Genomic DNA, 19843 nt, shown 5'->3' with positions numbered 1-19843 from the left:
GTTAAGCTTTTATTTCACCTGCTACAATTTCCAGCCCCTCTGCAAAAGTACGGGGCTGATATCCCAGTTCTTTAGCGGCCTTATCTATTATCAGTCCGGTTTTGGCAGGACGGGCCGCAGGTTGTGCCAGTGTTTTGGCACTGATCTTTTCTACGAGGGAAGTATCCAGCTTAAAGTATTCAGCCGTTTGAATGGCCATATCATAAGGAGTGAGAATTTCATTTCCGGAGATGTTGAAGAAACCGTTTGCTTTCTTATCTGCAATCAGCAAACATCCCTTCGCCAGGTCGTGGCATAAGGTAGGCGTACGCCATTGGTCATCCACTACTTTCACTTTCTTTCCCTGCTGTAAATTATTTTTTACCCAGGTAATCATGTTATTGCGATGGGGGTCTGCCACTACGCCATACACCAATACGGTGCGTACTATGGCCCACTGCAGTTTGCTGTTGATCACCAGTCGCTCTGCGGCTACTTTACTGGTACCATAATAATTGATAGGATTTACGGTAGCGTCTTCACTGTAAGGACCCTGTAAGCCATCGAATACAAAATCGGTGGACAGGAAGATGAAGAAGGCGTTGCAACTTTCTGCTGCGTGTACCAGGTAACGGGTGGCTCCTACATTGGTATCCCAGCAGGCATCTTTATTTTTTTCGCAATCATCTACCTGCGACATGGCGCCGCCATGAATAATGATATCCGGCTGATGTTTTTCTACCAGCTGCTTTACGCTGCCTGCATCGCGGAGGTTTACAGCCTCATAAGTGTATTTATCCCGCAGGGGGAAACGATTAGGGCCTCTGCCTGTGGCTATCACATCATATTTTCCATCTTGCAGAAAAAGCGGGATCAGATGTTGTCCCAATAATCCGTTACTACCAGTTATAAGTACCTTCATAGAGCCATGTTCAATACGCTATTTCTAAAGATAAGAAAAAAAAGCTTTTAGCTGTTCACCAAAATGCGGGGCATTTCAATAACAGCTAAAAGCTAATCACTTGTAACTTTACTTGTGCATGCCCAGGTTATACATGGTGAACGCCCAGATATCGGCGGCTTCATCAATCATTTTGGAAGTGGGCTTGCCTGCACCGTGCCCTGCCTGTGTTTCAATACGGATCAGGGTTGGATTGGGTCCGGCGTTGTCGGCCTGCAGCGTAGCTGCAAACTTAAACGAGTGCGCCGGCACCACACGGTCGTCGTGATCAGCGGTAGTGATCAGCGTAGCCGGGTAAGCGGCGCCGGGTTTCAGGTTATGCAGTGGTGAATATTTCAACAGGTATTTAAACTGTTCTGCATTGTCGCTGCTGCCATATTCCACTGCCCAGGCCCATCCGATGGTGAATTTCTGAAAGCGCAGCATATCCATTACACCTACAGCAGGCAGCGCTACCTTAAACAGTTCCGGACGCTGTGTCATACAGGCGCCTACCAGCAAACCACCGTTGGAACCGCCACGGATCGCTATTTTGCCGGGATTGGTATACTTTGCTTTGATGAGATATTCGGCTGCGCCGATAAAATCGTTGAATACATTCTGTTTTTTTTCCATCATACCGGCCTTGTGCCAGGCTTCGCCGTATTCGCTGCCACCTCTTAATGATACCACTGCGTATATGCCTCCCTGTTCCATGAAGTAGAGGTTGGAAACGCTGAAAGAAGGAGTCATGGCAATATTGAATCCGCCGTAGCCGTAAAGCAACACGGGATTATTACCATTCAGCCGTATACCTTTCTTGTAGGAAAGAAATACGGGCACACTTTCTCCGTCGGCACTTTTAAAGAACACCTGTTTGGTTTCGTACTCCGCGGGGTTGAATTTTACTTCTGCCTTATTATATAAGGTAGAAACGCCGGTGGCTACATCATATTTATATACAGCGGGCGGAGTAATAAAGGAGGTATAGGTATAAAAGAATTCTTTATCTTCTTTTTTACTGCCAAAGCCACTGGCGGTGCCAAGTCCCGGCAGTTTCACTTCATGTTCCAGTTTACCTTTATAATCATACTGGTAAACCCTGGTGGAAGCGTCTTTCAGATAGGACAGGAATAATTTGCCACCGGCAAGGCCTACTCCCTGGAGAGCTTCTTTCTTCTCCTGAACAATTATTTTCCAGTTGGCTTCCGCCGGGTTGGCGGGGTCTATCAGCACAATTTTATAGTTGGGTGCGTTGTGATTGGTACGCACCAGTAGTTTGTCGCCGTCATTATCTATTACGTCCGGCTCGTTGGCGAAGCCTTTTACGAGCAGGGTGAATTCCTTTTGCGCGGGGTTCTGCAGGTCGCGGAACCACAGTTCCCGGCCGGAAGTGCCTTCCGAGGTGGAGAGGATCAGGAAGCGTTCATCTTCCGTTACGTCCACGCCGGCGTTGCGCAGCGGGTGTTCTTTATCCACATAGATCAGTTCATCCTTTTCCTGCGGATCGCCGAGCCGGTGGTAATATACTTTCTGGAATTCATTCTTTTTGGACAGTTTGCTTTGTTCATCGGGTTTGTCGTAGCGACTGTAATAGAAGCCATTACCTTTCCATGAGAGGCCGCTGAACTTCACCCATTCCAGTTTATCCGGCAGGACTTGGCGGGTTTCCACATCCATTACAAAACCTTCCTGCCAGTCGGACCCTGCTTTGGAAAGCAGGTAGGCAAAATGTTTCCCGTCTTTGGAAAACGACATGCTGCCCAGTGCGGTGGTACCGGCTGCCGAGAGCTTATTGGGGTCGAGGAAAACCTCCGGTGTACCGCCTAAAGTGGCAGCGCGGTAAAGGATGGACTGGTTCTGCAGACCATCATTTTTAAAAAAGTAATAATAATTACCGTGTTTGGCGGGGGCGCCGTTTTTGGGGTAATTCCACAATTCCTCCAGTCTTTTCCGGATTTCCGCGCGGAAGGGGATGTTGGAGAGATAATTTTCTGTTACCTTATTCTGGGCGTCTACCCATGCTTTTGTTTCGGGGCTGTGATCGTCTTCCAGCCACCGGTATGGATCTGCGATCTGGGTACCGTGATAGTTATCGATGGTATCCACTTTTGGGGATTCGGGATAAGTAATCGTTTGCTGTTGCTGTGCCATTGCCTGCCCGGCGATTAAACTTACGCTCATAAAGATCCACCGTTTATTATTTTTTTTTAACATGCGTAATATTTTTTGAAATTTTTATCTACTTTGTTTGATGGAAATTAAAAATTTAGGTTATTTCATCAGATAACAGTTAGAAAACAATTGCAAAATGTTATTTTTGTGCGCCTTTAAGATATTTTTTTAGCAATTTATATGAAAAAACTGAACAACATTGCAGTGCTTACATCAGGAGGAGATGCTCCTGGCATGAACGCCGCCGTTCGTGCCGTTGTAAGAACGGGCATTTATCATCAGCTGAATGTGTATGGCATTATGTACGGCTATAGGGGAATGTTGAAGAACGAGATCTTCCCAATGGAGTCAAAATCCGTTGCCAACATTATTCAGCGCGGAGGCACCATATTGAAGACCGCCCGGTGCAAAGAGTTCTATGAATATGAAGGGCGAAAAATGGCTTACGAAAATCTGAAAAAGCACAACATTGACGGGCTGGTAGTAATTGGTGGAGACGGCTCGTTTAATGGTGCGCAAAAGTTCAGCCAGGAATTTGATATTCCGTGTATAGGCTTGCCTGGTACTATTGACAAGGACATTGCAGGAACTGATTCTACGATTGGGTTTGATACAGCTGTGAATACAGCGGTGGAAGCTATCGACAAGATCAGGGACACTGCCGATGCGCATGACCGTTTGTTTGTAATTGAGGTAATGGGGCGCGACGCCGGTTACATTGCATTACACAGCGGCATTTCCACCGGTGCGGAGCACATATTGCTGCCTGAGCGCAAAACCGAAGTAAATGACATTATTGAAGAACTGCAGGCCAACGAACGCCGCAGAAAACTGGTTAACCTGATTGTAGTGGCCGAAGGTGATGAAACCGGCGGTGCTACTGAAGTTGGTCGCATCATTAAAGAAAGGTGCCCACAGCTGGATACCCGGGTAAGTATCCTCGGACATATCCAGCGTGGCGGCGCTCCCACCTGCACAGATCGTATTCTGGCCAGCCGCCTGGGCTATGCAGCCGTAGATGCCCTTCTCGAAGGCATCCATAATGTAATGATCGGTGTTGTTAACGACAAGATCCATTACACTCCTCTTGATAAAGCTGTAAAAGCCAAACAGGAAATTGACCCCGAATGGTTTAAGATTGTTAAAATTCTTGCGAGTTAAAAAATTAGACTTATGAGTACAAAGGATCTTTCGAAATACTATCACAAGCAGATGGATAACGCTGCGGGTAGAGAACACTCTTCGCACAAAACAAAAATCGTGGCCACTGTAGGCCCGGCATGCGATACCTATGAAGGCTTACTGACATTGGTGAAGGCCGGCGTTAATGTTTTCCGCCTCAACTTTTCACATGGCTCGCACGAAGATAAACTGCGGATTATTGGATATATCCGCCAGATCAATAAAACAGAACCTTACACAGTTGCCATCCTGGCCGATTTACAGGGCCCAAAGCTCCGTGTGGGTGAAATCGAAAACAATGCACTCCCGCTGAAGAAAGGCGATATCCTCACTTTCGTAAACGAAAAGCTGGTGGGCAACATGGAAAAAATTTACGTTTCCTACCCTGACCTGTATAAAGATCTTAGAGTTGGCCAGAAAATCCTGCTGGACGACGGTAAAATCGAGACAATTGTAAAAGAAATCACTGCCAGCGGCGAAATCAAAGCTGAAGTTTCCCTGCCAGGTGTATTGTCTTCCAAAAAAGGCTTTAACCTCCCGGATACCAAAATCTCCCTCCCTGCGCTGACAGATAAAGATATTATTGACCTGGAATTCATCATTGATCATGAATGCGACTGGGTAGCGCTCTCCTTTGTAAGAAGCGTAAAAGACCTGGCCGTATTACGCAAACGCCTGGAAGCACGTAATTCTAAAATGAAGGTGATCTCTAAAATTGAGAAACCTGAGGCTATCCAGAACCTGAAAGAAATTATCTGGGAAAGTGATGGCGTGATGATTGCCCGTGGCGACCTCGGTGTGGAACTGCCGGTAGAGCAGATCCCGATGATCCAGAAAGATATCATCCGCAAATGTATTCACCGTGCAAAACCCGTTATCGTGGCTACACAGATGATGGAAAGCATGATGGACCGCACCCGTCCAAACCGTAGTGAAATCACCGACGTGGCAAACGCTGTACTGGAAGGTGCGGATGCGGTAATGCTGAGCGGCGAAACTGCTACCGGTATGTTCCCGGAACTGGTTATCCAGACCATGAATAAAATTATCCAGGAAGTGGAAAAAGAAGCGATCATTTACAACCGTAACCTGATCCCTCACCGTCACTCTCCTACCTTCCTCAGCGATGCACTGTGCTACAACGCCTGTAAAATTGCGGAAGACCTGGACGCTGATGCCCTCATTGGTATGACCCAGAGCGGTTACACCGGCTTTATGCTGAGTAGCTACCGCCCACGTAGCCCGCTCTATATCTTTACCAAAGAAAGATCACTGGTAAATCAGCTGAGCCTGAGCTGGGGCGTACGCGCTTTCTACTACGAAGAAGAAGAAAGCCTGGATGATATCGTATTCGATCAGATCAATATCCTGAAAGAAAGAGGATTCATCAAATCAGGAGATGTAGCCGTTAACACCGGTAGCACCCCTGTTAAAGAACACTTGCCAACAAACATGCTGAAGATCACGAAAGTGGACTAATACGCTGCTATAAGGATTTAGTAAAGCGTCGGGGAGGAAATTAAATTCCTTTCCGACGCTTTTTTTTAAGCGGTAACGGCTCCTTTCGTTTTTTTATACGTGCCCAGGTAAATGATCAGTGCAATGGTGATCAGTGCAGTACCGGCCACGCATACACCGTTCCATTGCGCAAAAGACCACACCCACAACCCGATGCCGGATCCAAGTGAGGTGCCGATAAAACTGGTAGTCATAAACACCGTGTTCAAACGGTTCCTTGCATCCGGCAACAACGTGTAGATGCGGGTTTGATTGGATACGTGTATGCCCTGCAAACCGAGATCAATGGCGATGATACCGATGATAATACCTATAATGTTGGCTTTGAAAATATAGAAGAGAAAATAACCGAGAAACAAAAAGATGATGCCATAACCAACAGCAATACGCGGATTCTTTTTGTCTGCAATCCTTCCTACCAATGGAGCGCCCAAAGCGCCGGCTGCAGCCGCAAGTCCCATTAATCCGATCTGTTCGCTGGTATATTTAAAAGGGGCATCCGATAATAAAAATACCACCGTTGTCCAGAACATGCCAAACATGGCGAAGCAACAGGCATTGATAGCGGAAGCTTCTCTTAATACCGGCTGTTCTTTGATCAGCGTAAGCAAAGATTTCATCAGGTCGCCGTAGCTTCCTTTGAAATCTGGCTTACTCGAAGGAAAGGAAATGATCATGATCACCGCCAGCAAAGCACTGATACCGGCAGCTATCCAGAACATGGCCCGCCAGCCGAAATGATGTCCTACTACGCCGCTGAGTGTACGGGATAATAAGATACCCACAAGTAGGCCACTCATAATCGTACCAATCACTTTACCACGACTTGCAGGATCAGAAAGTCCCGCTGCCAGTGGCAATATCAGCTGCGGTACTACCGAAGTAAAGCCAATCAGCAAACCTGTAATTTTCAACATGGTGATATTTACAGACTCCGCCGCCGCCACCAGGGCTACTACTGCTGCCAGTGTCATCACTACGATCTGCCACTTGCGCTCCAGTTTGTCGCCCAGCGGCACACAAAATAACAGGCCCAGCGCATATCCTACCTGCGTAAAAAATGTTACCTGTCCTGCGTTACTTTCTGATACGCCAAATTCGTTGCTCATCAACACCAGCAAAGGCTGGCTGTAATAAATATTGGCAACGATCAGCCCTGTGCAAAGGGCCATTATCATGATATTCCACCTGCTAAGCGCCATAAAATTGTACTGTTTTCCGCGAGATGCAAAGATAGCCTTTTCGTGTTTAGCAGTTGCGCCAGCTTTTAAGACGAGCTTTTACCGGAAAACGGTAAATTTGTATGACTATTCACTCACAGCTAAATGCTAACCGCTAAAAGCTACCCGTATGTTTACAAGCATCAATCCATTTACGCAGGAAACCATCGCTGTATATACAGCACACACACCGGAAGAAATAGAGCAAAAATTACAGCTGGGTCATAAAGCTTACCGGGAATTATTACAGATTCCCCTGGAACAACGCCGGCAATGGATGATGCAGGTGGCGCAATCCATGAAAGACAATGCAGATGAACACGCCGCGCTGATTACACAGGAAATGGGAAAAACGCTGAAAGAAGCGAGGGCCGAAGTACTGAAATGTGCCACCTCTGCAGAATATTATGCAGAAAACATCGTGGAAATGCTGGCACATAAACCTATCGGTTCCGACGCATATAAAAGTTATGTATCGTACGAACCCAAAGGAATTATCCTGGCCATTATGCCCTGGAATTTCCCCTACTGGCAGGTATTCCGCTTTGCTATTCCCAATATCCTCGCCGGTAACACCGGCATCCTGAAACATGCCAGCAACGTAAGCGGCTGCTCACTGGCCATCGAAAAAATATTCTCTGAAAGCAATTTCCCCGACGGTACTTTCCAGTCGTTACTCATCTCTTCCAAAGATATAGAACCCGTTATCGCAGATCCCCGTGTGCATGGCGTTACTCTTACCGGCAGTACGCCTGCAGGGAAAAGTGTAGCTGCACTTGCAGGGAAATACATTAAAAAAACAGTACTGGAGCTGGGTGGCAGTGATCCTTTTATTGTATTGAAAGATGCCGACCTCGAAGCCGCCGCTAAAACAGCGGTACAGGGCCGTATGCAAAACGCGGGTCAGTCGTGCATTGCCGCCAAACGGTGGATCGTAGAAAAAGATATTGTTCCTGCGTTCACCGCGGAAGTAAAACGAATTTTACAGGGCATCAAACAGGGAGATCCTACACAGGAAAGCACACAAATGGGCCCAATGGCCCGCCCCGACCTGGCAGAGGAGCTGGCCAAACAATTACAGGACTCTGTTAACCAGGGCGCAAAGCTGGAGTTGGGTGGCACGCATGAAGGCTGTAACTTTGCACCTACCCTGCTTACCGGGGTGACCAATAAAATGACTGCTTTCAAAGAAGAAACCTTTGGTCCGCTGGCGGTGATCATAGAAGCTGCCGATGAAGCAGATGCTATTGCACTGGCCAATGAAACGGAATTTGGACTGGGCGCAGCACTGTGGACCAGCGATCTCGACAAAGCGGCACAACTGGCCACACAGATAGAAAGCGGCAACGTTTTTATTAATGCAATGGTGCGCTCCGATGCACGCCTGCCTTTCGGCGGCGTAAAGCAATCGGGCTACGGACGTGAACTATCACTGGAAGGCACACACGAATTTCTGAATGTAAAGACTGTCTATATACAACAATAAAGCACTGGAATGACCACCTCTCTGAAACGCGACCGCTATACTCCCTATATCAGTTTCTCCCGTAAAGAATGGGCAGAAAGAAGCGATGATGCCATGCTGCAACTACAGGATTATGACCTGGAAGCATTGCACGGCATGAACGAACCACTCACACAGGAAGAAATAACACAGGTATATCTTCCGCTGGCACATCTGCTCAACTTATACGTAACAGCATCGCAACAACTGCATACCGCCACCAGCAATTTTCTCAGCAGCCAGGTACATAAAGTGCCTTATATTATTGGCATAGCCGGAAGCGTGGCCGTTGGAAAAAGTACCACCGCCAGGGTATTACAGAAATTATTACAGGCATGGCCCAATCATCCGCGGGTAGACCTGGTAACAACGGATGGTTTTCTGTATCCCAACAAAGTACTGGAAGCCAATAATATCATGAACAGAAAAGGCTTCCCGGAAAGTTATGATATCAAAAGGCTAATCCATTTCCTTGCAGATGTAAAATCGGGCAAAGAAAAAGTGGCGGCGCCGCTGTATTCCCACCTGGAATATGATATCCTGCCAGGCCAATTGCAGTGGATTGAGCAACCCGATATTGTGATTGTAGAAGGTGTGAATGTGTTGCAGGTTCGTCACCGTCAGCAACAAAAAGATCCGGCTGTATTCGTATCCGATTTTTTCGACTTCAGCATCTATGTAGACGCTGCAGAAAAAGATATCCGCAAGTGGTACATTGCGCGCTTTGAAACCCTGCGCAGAACAGCTTTTCAGAGCCCCGAATCTTTTTTCCACCGTTATGCACATCTCTCTGATGCTGCCACTATTGAATTGGCAACACAGATCTGGGATGATATCAACAAGCCTAACCTGGAGCAAAATATTGCGCCTACCCGTTACCGTGCCAGCCTGATCCTGGAAAAAGGTCATCATCATTTCGTTCAATCCATTCAATTGAGGAAGACCTGAATGCAAGGCACACAAATTATCCGGCAACAGCTGCAGGCACTGCTGCAAGAACCGATGGTTCACTGGGAACTGTTTGCAGCAATCCTGCAGCCGGTAGCTTTTCCGGCAGGCGATCACCTGTCTGAAGCCGGTAAAACTGCCAACGCCATTTATTATATTGCAGAAGGAGTAGTGCGGGTATATACCCTCCACGACGGTAAAGACATCAGCATGGACTTTGCCTTTCCACACAACTTTACCACTTCTTATGCCTCCTTCATTACGCAAAAGCCCGCTGCGGTTAGTTTGCAGGCTGTTACGCCGGTAAGTGGGTATGCCTGTTATTATGCCGATCTGCAACAATTATATCGCACCTCCCACCAGGCGGAGAAGATCGGGCGGCTGATAGCCGAGCAGCAATACCTGCGGAAATACAACCGGGAACTATCCTTCCTGCAGTACTCCGCACAGGAACGGTATACACAGCTGTTGCAGGAACATCCGGAAGTAGTGCAGCATATCCCCGTCAAACAAATTGCTTCCTACCTGGGAATTGAGCCGGAGAGTTTAAGCCGGATCAGGAAAAAAAGAAGTGCCTGAGTTGTCCTCCCCCATTAACTAACATTTGTTAGTTTTATTCCTCCGGAAGATGTGGATCTTTGAGTCCTAAAAAATATACAAATGGCTTTCTTTTCCGGGTTATGCAGTATTGCCCTCTTATTACTGGCGATTGGTTATATCTTCCAGATTCCGCTGCTACAGCAACTCCCTGTGGATGCCCGTATATCCGCTGCCGTTATATTTCTCCTGATAGGGTTTACGCATCTGCTCAAACCACGCAAGCTTACTTATATGATCGAAGGAATGATTCCGTACCCGTTATTCATGGTGCTGTTTACCGGGGCGCTGGAAATACTGCTGGGCACTGGTTTGCTGTTTCCCGATACACAATATTACGCCGGATGGGGATTAATAATACTCCTGGTAGCCATGTTTCCTGCCAACATCCGCGTGGCGGTGCTGAACTTACCGGCGCCTGGTGGATTACCCTCCAAACCCTGGTACATATGGAGCCGCTTATTATTTCAACCTGTTTATATTTTATGGATATGGTGGGCCATCAATTAATCAATAACTTTATACCATGCCATAAAAAACCGCGGCAGACGTTATTAAAACCATCCGCCATGCCACGCAGCCGAAAGTAATAGCGGTGCATATGGGCGCTATTAATACTGCTTCCTCAGTAGGGAAGCGCTGAGGGAAGCTGTTGTCGCCGAACAGTTGTCGGCGATTATCCCTGAACAAGGTGAATGGATTAGTTTTTCATAAAAGGATTTCATGCGGAGCTTTTGCCCGCACAAAAAAGGGCTGTTACCGGAAGGTAACAGCCCTTTCTGCATAATGTAAGGAGTTTTTATACCCACTCATTAACATGTTTTGCATTACCCATGCTAACTTCACGGGCCGAAATGGTAAAGGAAATTACCATTGGGTTTTTGTTTTCGTAGTCAAAAGACTCTTCAAACTTTACCAGATACCCTTCTTTAAATTCAAGGGTTTTCAGTTTGGAATCAGTGTCTCTTTTGTAAAAGGTAATGGTACCATCTTTTCTTTCAAAGTTGTTTACCATCCACTCAAAGAGATCTGTTTTTCCGGTAGATTCTACGGTCAGCTTAATACGTCCGCCACGCGTAATGGCTGAAGGGCGACCGGTTGCATCTACTTCCTGAGTGAGATCGTAGGCGACATGCTGTACATTGTACTCGTTACCGCCGGCTTCAAATTTGGCTTTGAATGACATGTTGGGTTAATTTTTAAGGTTACAATAAAGAAAAATAATTAGGATTTATTTATGAATTATAAGTACCAAATATAGGATGAAAATTTCAATAGTCAAGAGTCCTAACAAATAATTATTATTCCAATATTTACCGGATTAATACCCTTCTCAAAGTTAGTGAGCGCGGCTGTTTAACAACATCATTTGCCTGCAATTATCAAGGTCCCTGCTCTTACTTTCCAGCTTCGCATTCAGGTCGGCTACCTGCTCTTTCAAACCTGCAATATTCTGTTGTGCATTCTGTAGTTCGCGGAGCTGTTGTTTTGTTTGTTGCAACGATAAACAGTTCTGCACAATGTTATCATAAAGGCCATAATGCGTTACCGCGTTTTTTGGAATAGAGTTGCGCATATCCGCCAGGGATGCGGCAATCACCTGATCCATATAATTCGCGTTCTGGTTAGGGAGGTTAATAGAATCGAGGTTATGTTTTACCTTATCCAGCTTTTGCAGGAACTCCGACTGGAATGCCTGCTCTTCCCTGAATGAAGTTAATTCCTTCCGCAGGGATGCGTTTTCCCTGGCAGGCACCTGGTAATTAAAGAATACAGCCAATACAAATAAAGCGACTGTTATGATGAAAAATAACAGGAACCAAATAAAGGAAACATTTCTTTCCTGCCTGTTTAATACTTGCATATTGCGGATCGTTTTTTTTATGGAAATTATCTTGTTGATTTATCAGCTGAATTCCTGTTGAAACATATAGTGTTATGGCAGCCGGCCTACACGTTTGGTGATAGCCGTTATACTACTGCAATAACCATATTAATTAGTCTGTGAAAAACCAGCGTTTGGTTTTATGTTTCCGCAGGTATTCTGCATCTTCCTGTGATTCTTCTTTTACAAAAATATTGCCGTCCTGCTTGCGTCCGATATAATCCAGTCTGCTCAGGCTTTCAAACAGTTTATTCACGGCCCTTACAAAAGGAATCATCGGTTGCAGGCACTCTCTTACATCGAGGTGTTTATACTTGATGTTAGCGCAGTTGATCATGAGTGCTTCCAGTTCTCCCTGACGCAGCTCGCACCATTCGGACAAATAGTTCAGCAGTTCCTCTTTACCTGCGCCGGCACGCTGATCAATAGCGTTTTTCATAGTACGGGCCAGGCCCGCAATAATTTCCAGCATCTGAGCCGGTGGTTGCTGCAATGCCAGCCACCTGAACTGTGTGATCCTCGTGCCGAGGAACTGTACCATTTTTTCGGTGATATACAATACTACAAGCGCCAGGTCATTCTGCTGGTTTCTGCCATAGATCTTCTGCACAATATGCACGCCGTATAATTCCATTTGTCCGAGGAACTGATCCAGTTCATGAAAGAGATCTATCAGCGCAGGATGTGCGCTAACGATACTGCAGGGTGGAATATAATCGTCATCCATCTGGGGACGACCATCAGACACGCTGATGCGGCCCAGCACCATCTGGTAGCTGCCCAACTGCCCGGAGGGCAGCTGCGACGCCGGCGCCACATAGAGGCTGTATTCCGGTGTAGCATAAGGTAATCTTGGCGGATCTTCATCCAGCAAAGGCTCTCCGCTGGGTTGCCTGTTAAAGGGATTTACCTGTATTAGTATGTAGTAGGTGTTTTCTGTATGCTGCGGGTCCCAGGTGTAAGTGGCCTCGGGAAAAGTGGTGGCATACTTCAATGAATGCACAGTATGTTCAGGGATCTCAATACGGCCACCACCGGGGGTTACCGCGCGGCATTCTGTTAGCTTGATCCTCCACTGCTGCTGGTTGTCGCTTACAAACCAGCAACGCAGCGATTCTTTATTTTCTGCTTTGGGTGGCAGCAGTCCATAATTAAGTGCATGGATACTGCACGCCAAGGCATCCCTGAGCTGGTCCAGCAAAGCATTTTCCGTATCTATAAAATGCTGCTTTTTTATCTTCATACCATCCACCCAGTTAACGGGAAAATGCTTTAGCGGTTCTGCCATAATACTGCTTTTACGATAACATAATTCTGTTGCAAATAATCACGCTGTTTTCTTTAATACCATTCATAAACACGGCCTTATTAGGGTCCAGTGTTTTGGCGCTTCCAAACCAACGCGGTTTCAGGTGAAAAACCCAGCCATATGGCTGCCCGGCGTGATCCACAAAATCAATCGGGGTATTGGGATAGCGATCATTGTAATCATTGATAAAATGATAGAACAGGTCGCCCAGATCCATCTTGATGGGTGTACGTGCCCGGAAGTAAGTACGGCTGTTGTCATGCGGCCCCTTTTCCATTTCCAGGCCAATAACAATCAGGTCTTTCATTTCTTCTTCATTCACTTCCGGTACATCTTTATAAACAGGATATTGCCACCACTTATGCACCTTTACCGGGATGGTCATCATCTTTTCAAAAGTTTTATAAACAAAGGTGGGCAGTACAAAAGAAAACATGCTGGTGAGCATCGGGTAATAAAGAAACGTGTCCTTGTCCAGGAAGCGGTTTACCAGTACAAATCCGGCGCCGCCAAATAACCAGATCGCCAATATAAAAGCCAGTTCAGATACCAGGGTGGTTTCGTTGGCCCAGAAGCGGGTATACATAAAGTGACAATGCACTACACCTAATCCCAGGAACCATACTTCATAAAAAAGATACTGGTTCATGAGATTCTGGTGGGTAAACAGGAAAGGAATGGAACTGATTACAGCAAATACCAGCGTCATACACACTAAATACAGCAGTGCTTTCTTCTTATAAAGACTGAAATTTTTGATGTACCTGCTGAGCAGAGCCACTATAAAGGAGCCTATAGCCAGGGCGCCGGCCAGCATGATATAAAACTTAGCGGTGTATCTCATAGTTCTGTTGGTATGTCAAGGTTTTTCGGGTTTGGGTACTAACATTTCAGGTTTTTTCAGATGGTCGTTAATAGCAAAAATGATTCCATGTAAGCTGCTGCCAGCTGTTTTCAGAGAAAAAAATTATAACCCATAATCCCCTGCTCAGGTTGCTTGTCGGACAGGATTACTTTTTTTTCCGCGGAAGAAGGCACCAGCAGGGTATTAATTTCCACATCCGCCGGAAACAGGTAGCCATAGCAGGTTTCCAGTAGCTTCCCATAAGGTTGCCAGGGCAGGTAATCGTATATCCGTTGGCGTTTTACCGGGCCGATGCTCACCGTTATCACCGGCATATCTGTATAGCACGTTGTCCCCACCATTGCATCTACCCCAAGCATACATTCGCCCAGCGGAACACTGTTCCCGGTGCTAACCATCTGCGGCCGGCGTTGCCAGCTGATCGTTACCGTTTCTTCCAGTACCTGTTCCAGGCAAAGTTTAACCAGGGTCATGTTACCTGCTATCCGGTGAACATATGGTAATAGCTTTACCAGCCTGTTCACTGCGGCATCAGGAAGCCCCGGGGGCAATTCCCAGAATTCATGAAACAACTGGTCCGTATCCTTGCCGAATACATCAAACAACAGGTGCTTTTCGCGTTGTTCCAGGTATACACGTTGCAGGAAGAACTCATTTTCCAGGGGCTGAAAAAAGCGGCGCGCCTGCTGTTGCTGCTGCTGCTGCCTTTTATACCGCACCACCATTTCGGCAACGGCGTTCTGCCTGGAAGAGGGCTCCTGCTTAAATTCATGAAACATTCCCTGCGGCAGCCGGTCGTAAATACCATCGCGCGAAAGGAAAAAACTAATAAACGGCTGATAGGGCTGGCTGTCGTCCAGCTTCACCCCGGTAATATCTGTTGCAAAAGAACGGGTAAACACATTTTGCAACTGCACCACTATTTCCTCCTCCCGCACATGATTATCGAGTAATTCCCCCACCACTACCTCGGCTCTTATGTCGTATGGTAAAGCATTGACGTGGTCAATCACTTCTTCCAGCACGGCAGCCTTCTGCGCATTATTTACCATGAGGTCATATTTAGGTTTCTCTGATTCTGCTATTAGCGGCAAACTGTTAGCATAACTATCTTTCGTCTATGGTTCCGGGCTAACAACTCCAGTAACAAAAATAGCGGTTTGATTTTATTATTATGAATATTACGGCTTAAATTTTGAACCGGGAAAAAATTTTTTCTACGGTCATTTATCTTTGGCAATTTATCTAAAAAAAACACTAAAATTGTAAAAACCTGAAAAACCGATGGCCCCCCGTAAACCCGAAAATGAACGCAAGGTAAATTCATTCAGACCCTTTGGAAAAATTGCCAGTCATGTTGACCCGATGGTACTGTGGACCTTCCTGGGCCTGTTCCTCATCAGTGTTGTGCTGCTGGCTTTTCAGCTCGATGGCCGGGAAGATTGCAGTAATACAGATATAAAACTCAGTCATATTCAAAATAGTAACAGTAAAGCATATGCCGTAGGAGAAGTGATCACTTTTAATGCAGAAAGCGCTGATAAAAAAAATGCAGACTATTCCTGGGAATTCGGCGATTCCAGCGCCAGAGCCACCGGCAGACAGGTATATCACTCTTTCAATAAGGCCGGCAGCTATATGATCACCCTCACTTCCGGCAAATGCACCTGGCGCAAAGAAGTACTGGTGATCATGAATACACCAGCCGCCACCAGCAGTCAGCCCGATGTCTTCCCGGTTATTGATGGCCCCGCTGAAGCTTTTGCAGGCAGACCAGTTACCTTCACCAACTCCACGCCAGCCGCCAAAAGCTGGACCTGGCGCCTGTTGCAGGATAATGCAGAACCACATGGCGGGTCTTCTGTTACCTATACTTTCTCCTCTCCCGGTGAAAGAACCCTGTCACTGATCATCAACGGCGACAGCACCCATATGGTGTTAAAACATATCACCGTTTTCCCTGCAAGAGCCCCGGAACACGAAGAACAGCCTGAACCGGCTTTTAACCCGGTACCATTGCCCGCACCAACACCGGAAGCACCGGTAAAGAAAGAAGACCCGCGGCCTACTATCTCCGATGATGAATTTAAATACATGCTCACCCAGGTGACGCTGAAACAAAAAACCGCTAACGACTTCGCACAATACCTCTGCAATAACCTCAACGCAAGAGTAGTGCTCAATACCAACGACGTGGATAACTTCACCCACTTCTGCCAACGGATTTATGGAAAGAAAAAGTTCAAGATCGAAAGAGTAAACCTGGCGAAAGACGAGAAAGGATGTGTAAAGGAAATTCTCATCATGTACGACCGCAAAAAAGTGCTGGGCATATTTTAAGCTGATATCATGAAAGGAAAATATTATCAATTACCCATCGACTTTTCGCAGCTGCTGCAGAAAAAAGACATGCCGGCCATTTCGCTGGAAGACTCTATCGCACAGCATATCCACCTGCTTATCACCACCGTACTGGGGGAAAATAAAGATGATCCCAATTACGGCTGCCAATGGTGGGACAGCGACTTTGACATCAAAGCTTCCAATAACGAAGTAAAGGAACAGATAGAAAATGCGGTTAAAGCATCCATTACCCGGTATGAAAAACGGATTTCACAAATAAGGGTAGTGGCCGCTGTAAACCAGGAAGAGTTGTTACTGCCATCTACCCGTAAGATGAAAAAGAAAATCAGGGTAACCGTTTCAGGAAACATCACCAAAAACAATCATCCGTTCCAGTACAGCAGCTTCTTTTACATCAGCCCGTTGTCGTACGATTGATTACTTGTTTATTAACCGCTCTCATGAAAGAAAAAAAAGAAAGAATAAAAGACCGCATGCTGAAAACAGCTGCACGTCTATGGGGATATCCGGATGCGGAAGTGGAAACTTCTTTTGACCCGGTGGTACAACTGCTGCTGGAAGCCTGCGCCAGCGAGCTGGAGAAAATTTCAGGAGAAGTGGATGTTTCACATGCCCGGCTGGTAGAGCGGCTCGCACAGATCATGATGCCGGAACCAATTACCAGCAGTCAGCCTGCCTATGGCATCCTCCACGCCATTGCCACCGAACCCGTAGCCGATATTCACGCCGATCACCAGTTTTATCATCATACCAAATCAGGCACGCATAACCGCGACCTGTTTTTTGCGCCGGTGACCAGTCACCGCCTGTTCCGCGGACAAGTGCAATACCTGGCCATTGGCAATAAGCTGTACGAAACCCGCGATCACTGGTTTAAAGAGCAGATATTGCAGGGCCAGGCTTTTCCTGATATGGCCCCGAATCATTTATGGATAGGCGTTGCACTGGAAGATGTGCCGCACTCCTGGGAAGGCATGTCTCTCTTTTTTGACCTGCGGAATATCCATCAGCAGGAAATGTTTTACCACTATCTCCCGCTGGCAAAAGTATTCAGCGGCAACAGGGAACTGATGATAAAAGGGGGCTATCACCATAGCCGGAGCGTGGCAGAGGAAGAAACGGATAATATGATCCAGGTGGCGGTAAATAATAACTCCCGTTACAGCCAGCATATCCTGCAACGCTTCCGCCGTCACTTCCTTACGATCACGGATACGCAACCTCCTCTCGCCTCCCGCACACCGGAGGCCCTCACCAGGATTTTCGGTCAGGATACCGCCCGCTTAAACAAAGAAGTACACTGGTTGCGCATCGAGTTTCCGGAAGCGCTGCACCACACCCTGCTGGAAGACCTGTATTGCAGCATCAACTGCTTTCCGGTCATCAACAAAAAAAATAACGAGCAGTCCATGAAACTGAATCGTTATCTGAATATCATTCCCCTGCAAACACCGGATATCTTCTTTGATATCAAACGCGTATACGATCTGGAAGGAACCGACTATTATGTGCGCAACTTCTCTACAGCCGGACAAATGCAGGAAGGGGAACTGGTGATCCGCAGCAGTGGCATCGGGCGTTTTGATACCCGCGAAGCCAAAGAAGTGATTGCCTACCTGGTGGAAGTGATCCGCGACGAGAGCTCTTTATTTGAAGAAGTAAAGAATGATTTTGTTACCAACCGCATGCGGGAACTACATCAGTTGATTGCCTCGCTGGAAGAACAACTGCAACCCGGCAATAACAAAGGAAATATTCCATATGTGATGGTTAAGCCCAAAGAAAATGCAGAATATATCTTCCTGGAATTCTATTCCACCAACGGCACCGCTGCGAATAACATCCGCATGGGTACGCGGCTGCTGGAATATGGCAGCATCAATGCCCGTCCCAACAGCATCACACTGCTGAGCAATACGCAGGGAGGAAAAGACAGGCTGAATATCGATGAGAAAATTAACCTGTACCGTTCCCATTTACTGTCGCATAACCGTGTGGTTACCCCGGAAGATATCAAGGCGCTTTGCCGTACTATTTTCGGAAGAGAAATGAAATCGGCCGCAGTTGTTAAAGGGATGGCCCTGCAGCCCGGTATGAATGCGGGCTACAGCCGTACGCTTGATATCCGTATTTCATTATTCCAGCAAACCGAACGTTATCCTGCTGCCAATTTGCAATACATGAAAGAGGAATTGCTTTTACAGCTGGAAGAAAAATCCAGCAATACTTTTCCATTCCGGGTGTTTATTAATGAAGTGCTGATGTAAATGCATCAGCCGGTAAAGGTAGCCCGGAAATGGCGCTCCTGTTATCACTTCTTCCACGCAACTGTACATCTCCGCCGGTTTTTAGTAAGTTGGCGGGCACTCCTTTTTTACCATCCGCGGCGTATAACACCACGGCGTTTTCAAAGCCAAGATCCACATAGATCCGGTTGCCCACCATCCAGCCTTTGCCGGAGAGGCTCGCATTTTTGCGGATGTACACTCCATTCGCCTGCAGGTCGTCCAATAGCTGGATACTTATCAGCTGGCCATCTTCAAAGGCTTTGCTGATTTTCAGCCGGGCAGCGTATATCACCATTGCGGACCGGCTAACTGCCTGTTTACCTACAGAGATCCGGATAGAATTAAAATCTTTGTCGCCCGCTTTGCTTACTGGTGCGGGCGTAGAGAAGACGGAACCGTTAGCAGAATTTTTACTGAACACATTGTATCCAAAACCCGGCAGGTATAATTCGGGACTTTCAAAAAGCTGTTTTATAGCGATGATCTTGTAGATATACTGAGCCGTTTCATTATTCAGCAGTAGCTGGTAGTAATCACTGCTCCCCTGGCGTTTTATATTCCGGGAGATGTTTCCCGAACCGGCGTTATAAGCTGCTGCGGCCAGTGTCCAGGAGTTGAGCTGCTGGTGAAGCAGCCGTATCAGTTTACAGGCGGCGTGTGTGGCTTTGATCAGATGATTCCTTTCGTCGTAGCCCGCGCTAACGGTTAATCCCAGTTCAGCAGCAGTACCGGGCATGATCTGCCACACGCCTTGTGCGCCAACAGGCGAGGTGGCATTACTTAATCCGCTTTCCACAATAGGCAGGTATTTGAAATCCAGTGGTACCTGGTATTGTTGCAATATGGGTTCTATCACCGGGAAATATTGTTCCGCTTTCAGCCGCAGTGCCGGCAGGTATCCCTGGTAGCGCAGGTTGCGTTTAATTACATCCATGAGGCGGTAAGAAACAAAATCTCTTTCCATTGGCACCACCTCACCACAGAAATCCACCTGCTGGGCCGTGGTGTAACGCGGCAACAGCAACAGCAGTATTCCTATCAGAACAACCTGTTTCTTCATTTGGTTTCT

At 46.9% G+C, this 19843-nt stretch carries 18 protein-coding genes; 9 read left to right on the top strand and 9 right to left on the bottom strand.

Annotation, left to right across the window (positions count from 1 at the left end; translation table 11 throughout):
• Position 1 precedes the first annotated feature (1 nt).
• Positions 2-901, bottom strand: a complete 900-nt coding sequence (locus tag ACMXI2_RS04365; protein ID WP_483780486.1) for an SDR family oxidoreductase — start codon at positions 899-901, stop codon at positions 2-4.
• A 108-nt stretch (positions 902-1009) separates the two neighbouring features.
• Complete coding sequence (locus tag ACMXI2_RS04360) at positions 1010-3103, bottom strand: prolyl oligopeptidase family serine peptidase (protein WP_483780485.1); 2094 nt, start codon at positions 3101-3103, stop codon at positions 1010-1012.
• 171 nt (positions 3104-3274) lie between these two features.
• Between ACMXI2_RS04360 and pfkA the strand changes: the two genes are divergently transcribed.
• Positions 3275-4255 (top strand): 6-phosphofructokinase, encoded by a 981-nt coding sequence (pfkA, locus tag ACMXI2_RS04355; RefSeq protein WP_079468763.1) that lies wholly within the window; start codon positions 3275-3277, stop codon positions 4253-4255.
• A 12-nt stretch (positions 4256-4267) separates the two neighbouring features.
• A complete protein-coding gene (pyk, locus tag ACMXI2_RS04350; protein ID WP_483780484.1) occupies positions 4268-5755 on the top strand; it encodes a pyruvate kinase in 1488 nt (495 codons plus the stop codon).
• Positions 5756-5820: 65 nt separating this feature from the next.
• Here the strand turns inward: pyk and ACMXI2_RS04345 are convergent, their stop codons facing one another.
• Complete coding sequence (locus ACMXI2_RS04345) at positions 5821-6996, bottom strand: MFS transporter (RefSeq protein ID WP_483780483.1); 1176 nt, start codon at positions 6994-6996, stop codon at positions 5821-5823.
• Between the two features lie 148 nt (positions 6997-7144).
• On the opposite strand from ACMXI2_RS04345, the gene ACMXI2_RS04340 reads away from it, so the two are divergent.
• From ACMXI2_RS04340 to ACMXI2_RS04325, 4 genes are all read left to right on the top strand, one after another.
• Complete coding sequence (locus ACMXI2_RS04340) at positions 7145-8500, top strand: NAD-dependent succinate-semialdehyde dehydrogenase (protein WP_483780482.1); 1356 nt, start codon at positions 7145-7147, stop codon at positions 8498-8500.
• A 9-nt stretch (positions 8501-8509) separates the two neighbouring features.
• Positions 8510-9466 (top strand): type I pantothenate kinase, encoded by a 957-nt coding sequence (coaA, locus tag ACMXI2_RS04335; RefSeq protein WP_420987944.1) that lies wholly within the window; start codon positions 8510-8512, stop codon positions 9464-9466.
• Positions 9467-10045 (top strand): Crp/Fnr family transcriptional regulator, encoded by a 579-nt coding sequence (locus tag ACMXI2_RS04330; protein WP_483780481.1) that lies wholly within the window; start codon positions 9467-9469, stop codon positions 10043-10045.
• 81 nt (positions 10046-10126) lie between these two features.
• Positions 10127-10573, top strand: a complete 447-nt coding sequence (locus ACMXI2_RS04325; protein WP_483780480.1) for a DoxX family protein — start codon at positions 10127-10129, stop codon at positions 10571-10573.
• 289 nt (positions 10574-10862) lie between these two features.
• Here the strand turns inward: ACMXI2_RS04325 and tssD are convergent, their stop codons facing one another.
• The 5 genes from tssD to ACMXI2_RS04300 form a co-directional block, all read right to left on the bottom strand.
• Complete coding sequence (tssD, locus tag ACMXI2_RS04320) at positions 10863-11249, bottom strand: type VI secretion system tube protein TssD (protein WP_079468771.1); 387 nt, start codon at positions 11247-11249, stop codon at positions 10863-10865.
• Between the two features lie 153 nt (positions 11250-11402).
• A complete protein-coding gene (gene tssO, locus ACMXI2_RS04315) occupies positions 11403-11927 on the bottom strand; it encodes a type VI secretion system TssO (protein ID WP_079468772.1) in 525 nt (174 codons plus the stop codon).
• 133 nt (positions 11928-12060) lie between these two features.
• Positions 12061-13236, bottom strand: coding sequence for a hypothetical protein (locus ACMXI2_RS04310; protein ID WP_483780479.1), 1176 nt, complete (start codon positions 13234-13236; stop codon positions 12061-12063).
• Positions 13237-13246: 10 nt separating this feature from the next.
• Positions 13247-14101 carry a TssN family type VI secretion system protein gene (locus ACMXI2_RS04305; protein ID WP_483780478.1) on the bottom strand — a complete coding sequence of 285 codons (855 nt, stop codon included), beginning with the start codon at positions 14099-14101 and terminating at the stop codon, positions 13247-13249.
• Positions 14102-14211: 110 nt separating this feature from the next.
• Positions 14212-15174, bottom strand: coding sequence for a type VI secretion system baseplate subunit TssG (locus ACMXI2_RS04300; RefSeq protein WP_483780477.1), 963 nt, complete (start codon positions 15172-15174; stop codon positions 14212-14214).
• A gap of 232 nt (positions 15175-15406) precedes the next feature.
• Between ACMXI2_RS04300 and ACMXI2_RS04295 the strand changes: the two genes are divergently transcribed.
• Genes ACMXI2_RS04295 through ACMXI2_RS04285 form a run of 3 tightly spaced genes read left to right on the top strand, consistent with a single transcriptional unit; the run spans position 15407 to position 18753 of the window.
• Positions 15407-16462, top strand: a complete 1056-nt coding sequence (locus ACMXI2_RS04295) for a PKD domain-containing protein (RefSeq protein WP_483780476.1) — start codon at positions 15407-15409, stop codon at positions 16460-16462.
• A gap of 9 nt (positions 16463-16471) precedes the next feature.
• A complete protein-coding gene (locus ACMXI2_RS04290; RefSeq protein ID WP_483780475.1) occupies positions 16472-16903 on the top strand; it encodes a GPW/gp25 family protein in 432 nt (143 codons plus the stop codon).
• A 23-nt stretch (positions 16904-16926) separates the two neighbouring features.
• Complete coding sequence (locus tag ACMXI2_RS04285; RefSeq protein ID WP_483780474.1) at positions 16927-18753, top strand: hypothetical protein; 1827 nt, start codon at positions 16927-16929, stop codon at positions 18751-18753.
• Here the strand turns inward: ACMXI2_RS04285 and ACMXI2_RS04280 are convergent.
• Positions 18734-19834 carry a lytic transglycosylase domain-containing protein gene (locus ACMXI2_RS04280; RefSeq protein ID WP_483780473.1) on the bottom strand — a complete coding sequence of 367 codons (1101 nt, stop codon included), beginning with the start codon at positions 19832-19834 and terminating at the stop codon, positions 18734-18736. The two genes, ACMXI2_RS04285 and ACMXI2_RS04280, sit on opposite strands and share 20 nt — an antisense overlap.
• Between the last annotated feature and the right edge of the window lie 9 nt (positions 19835-19843).

The sequence above is a fragment of the Chitinophaga sp. G7 BAM 1005 genome (assembly GCF_057126945.1).
Note: the sequence above shows the minus strand (reverse complement) of the source record. Positions and strands in the feature narration are given on the sequence as shown.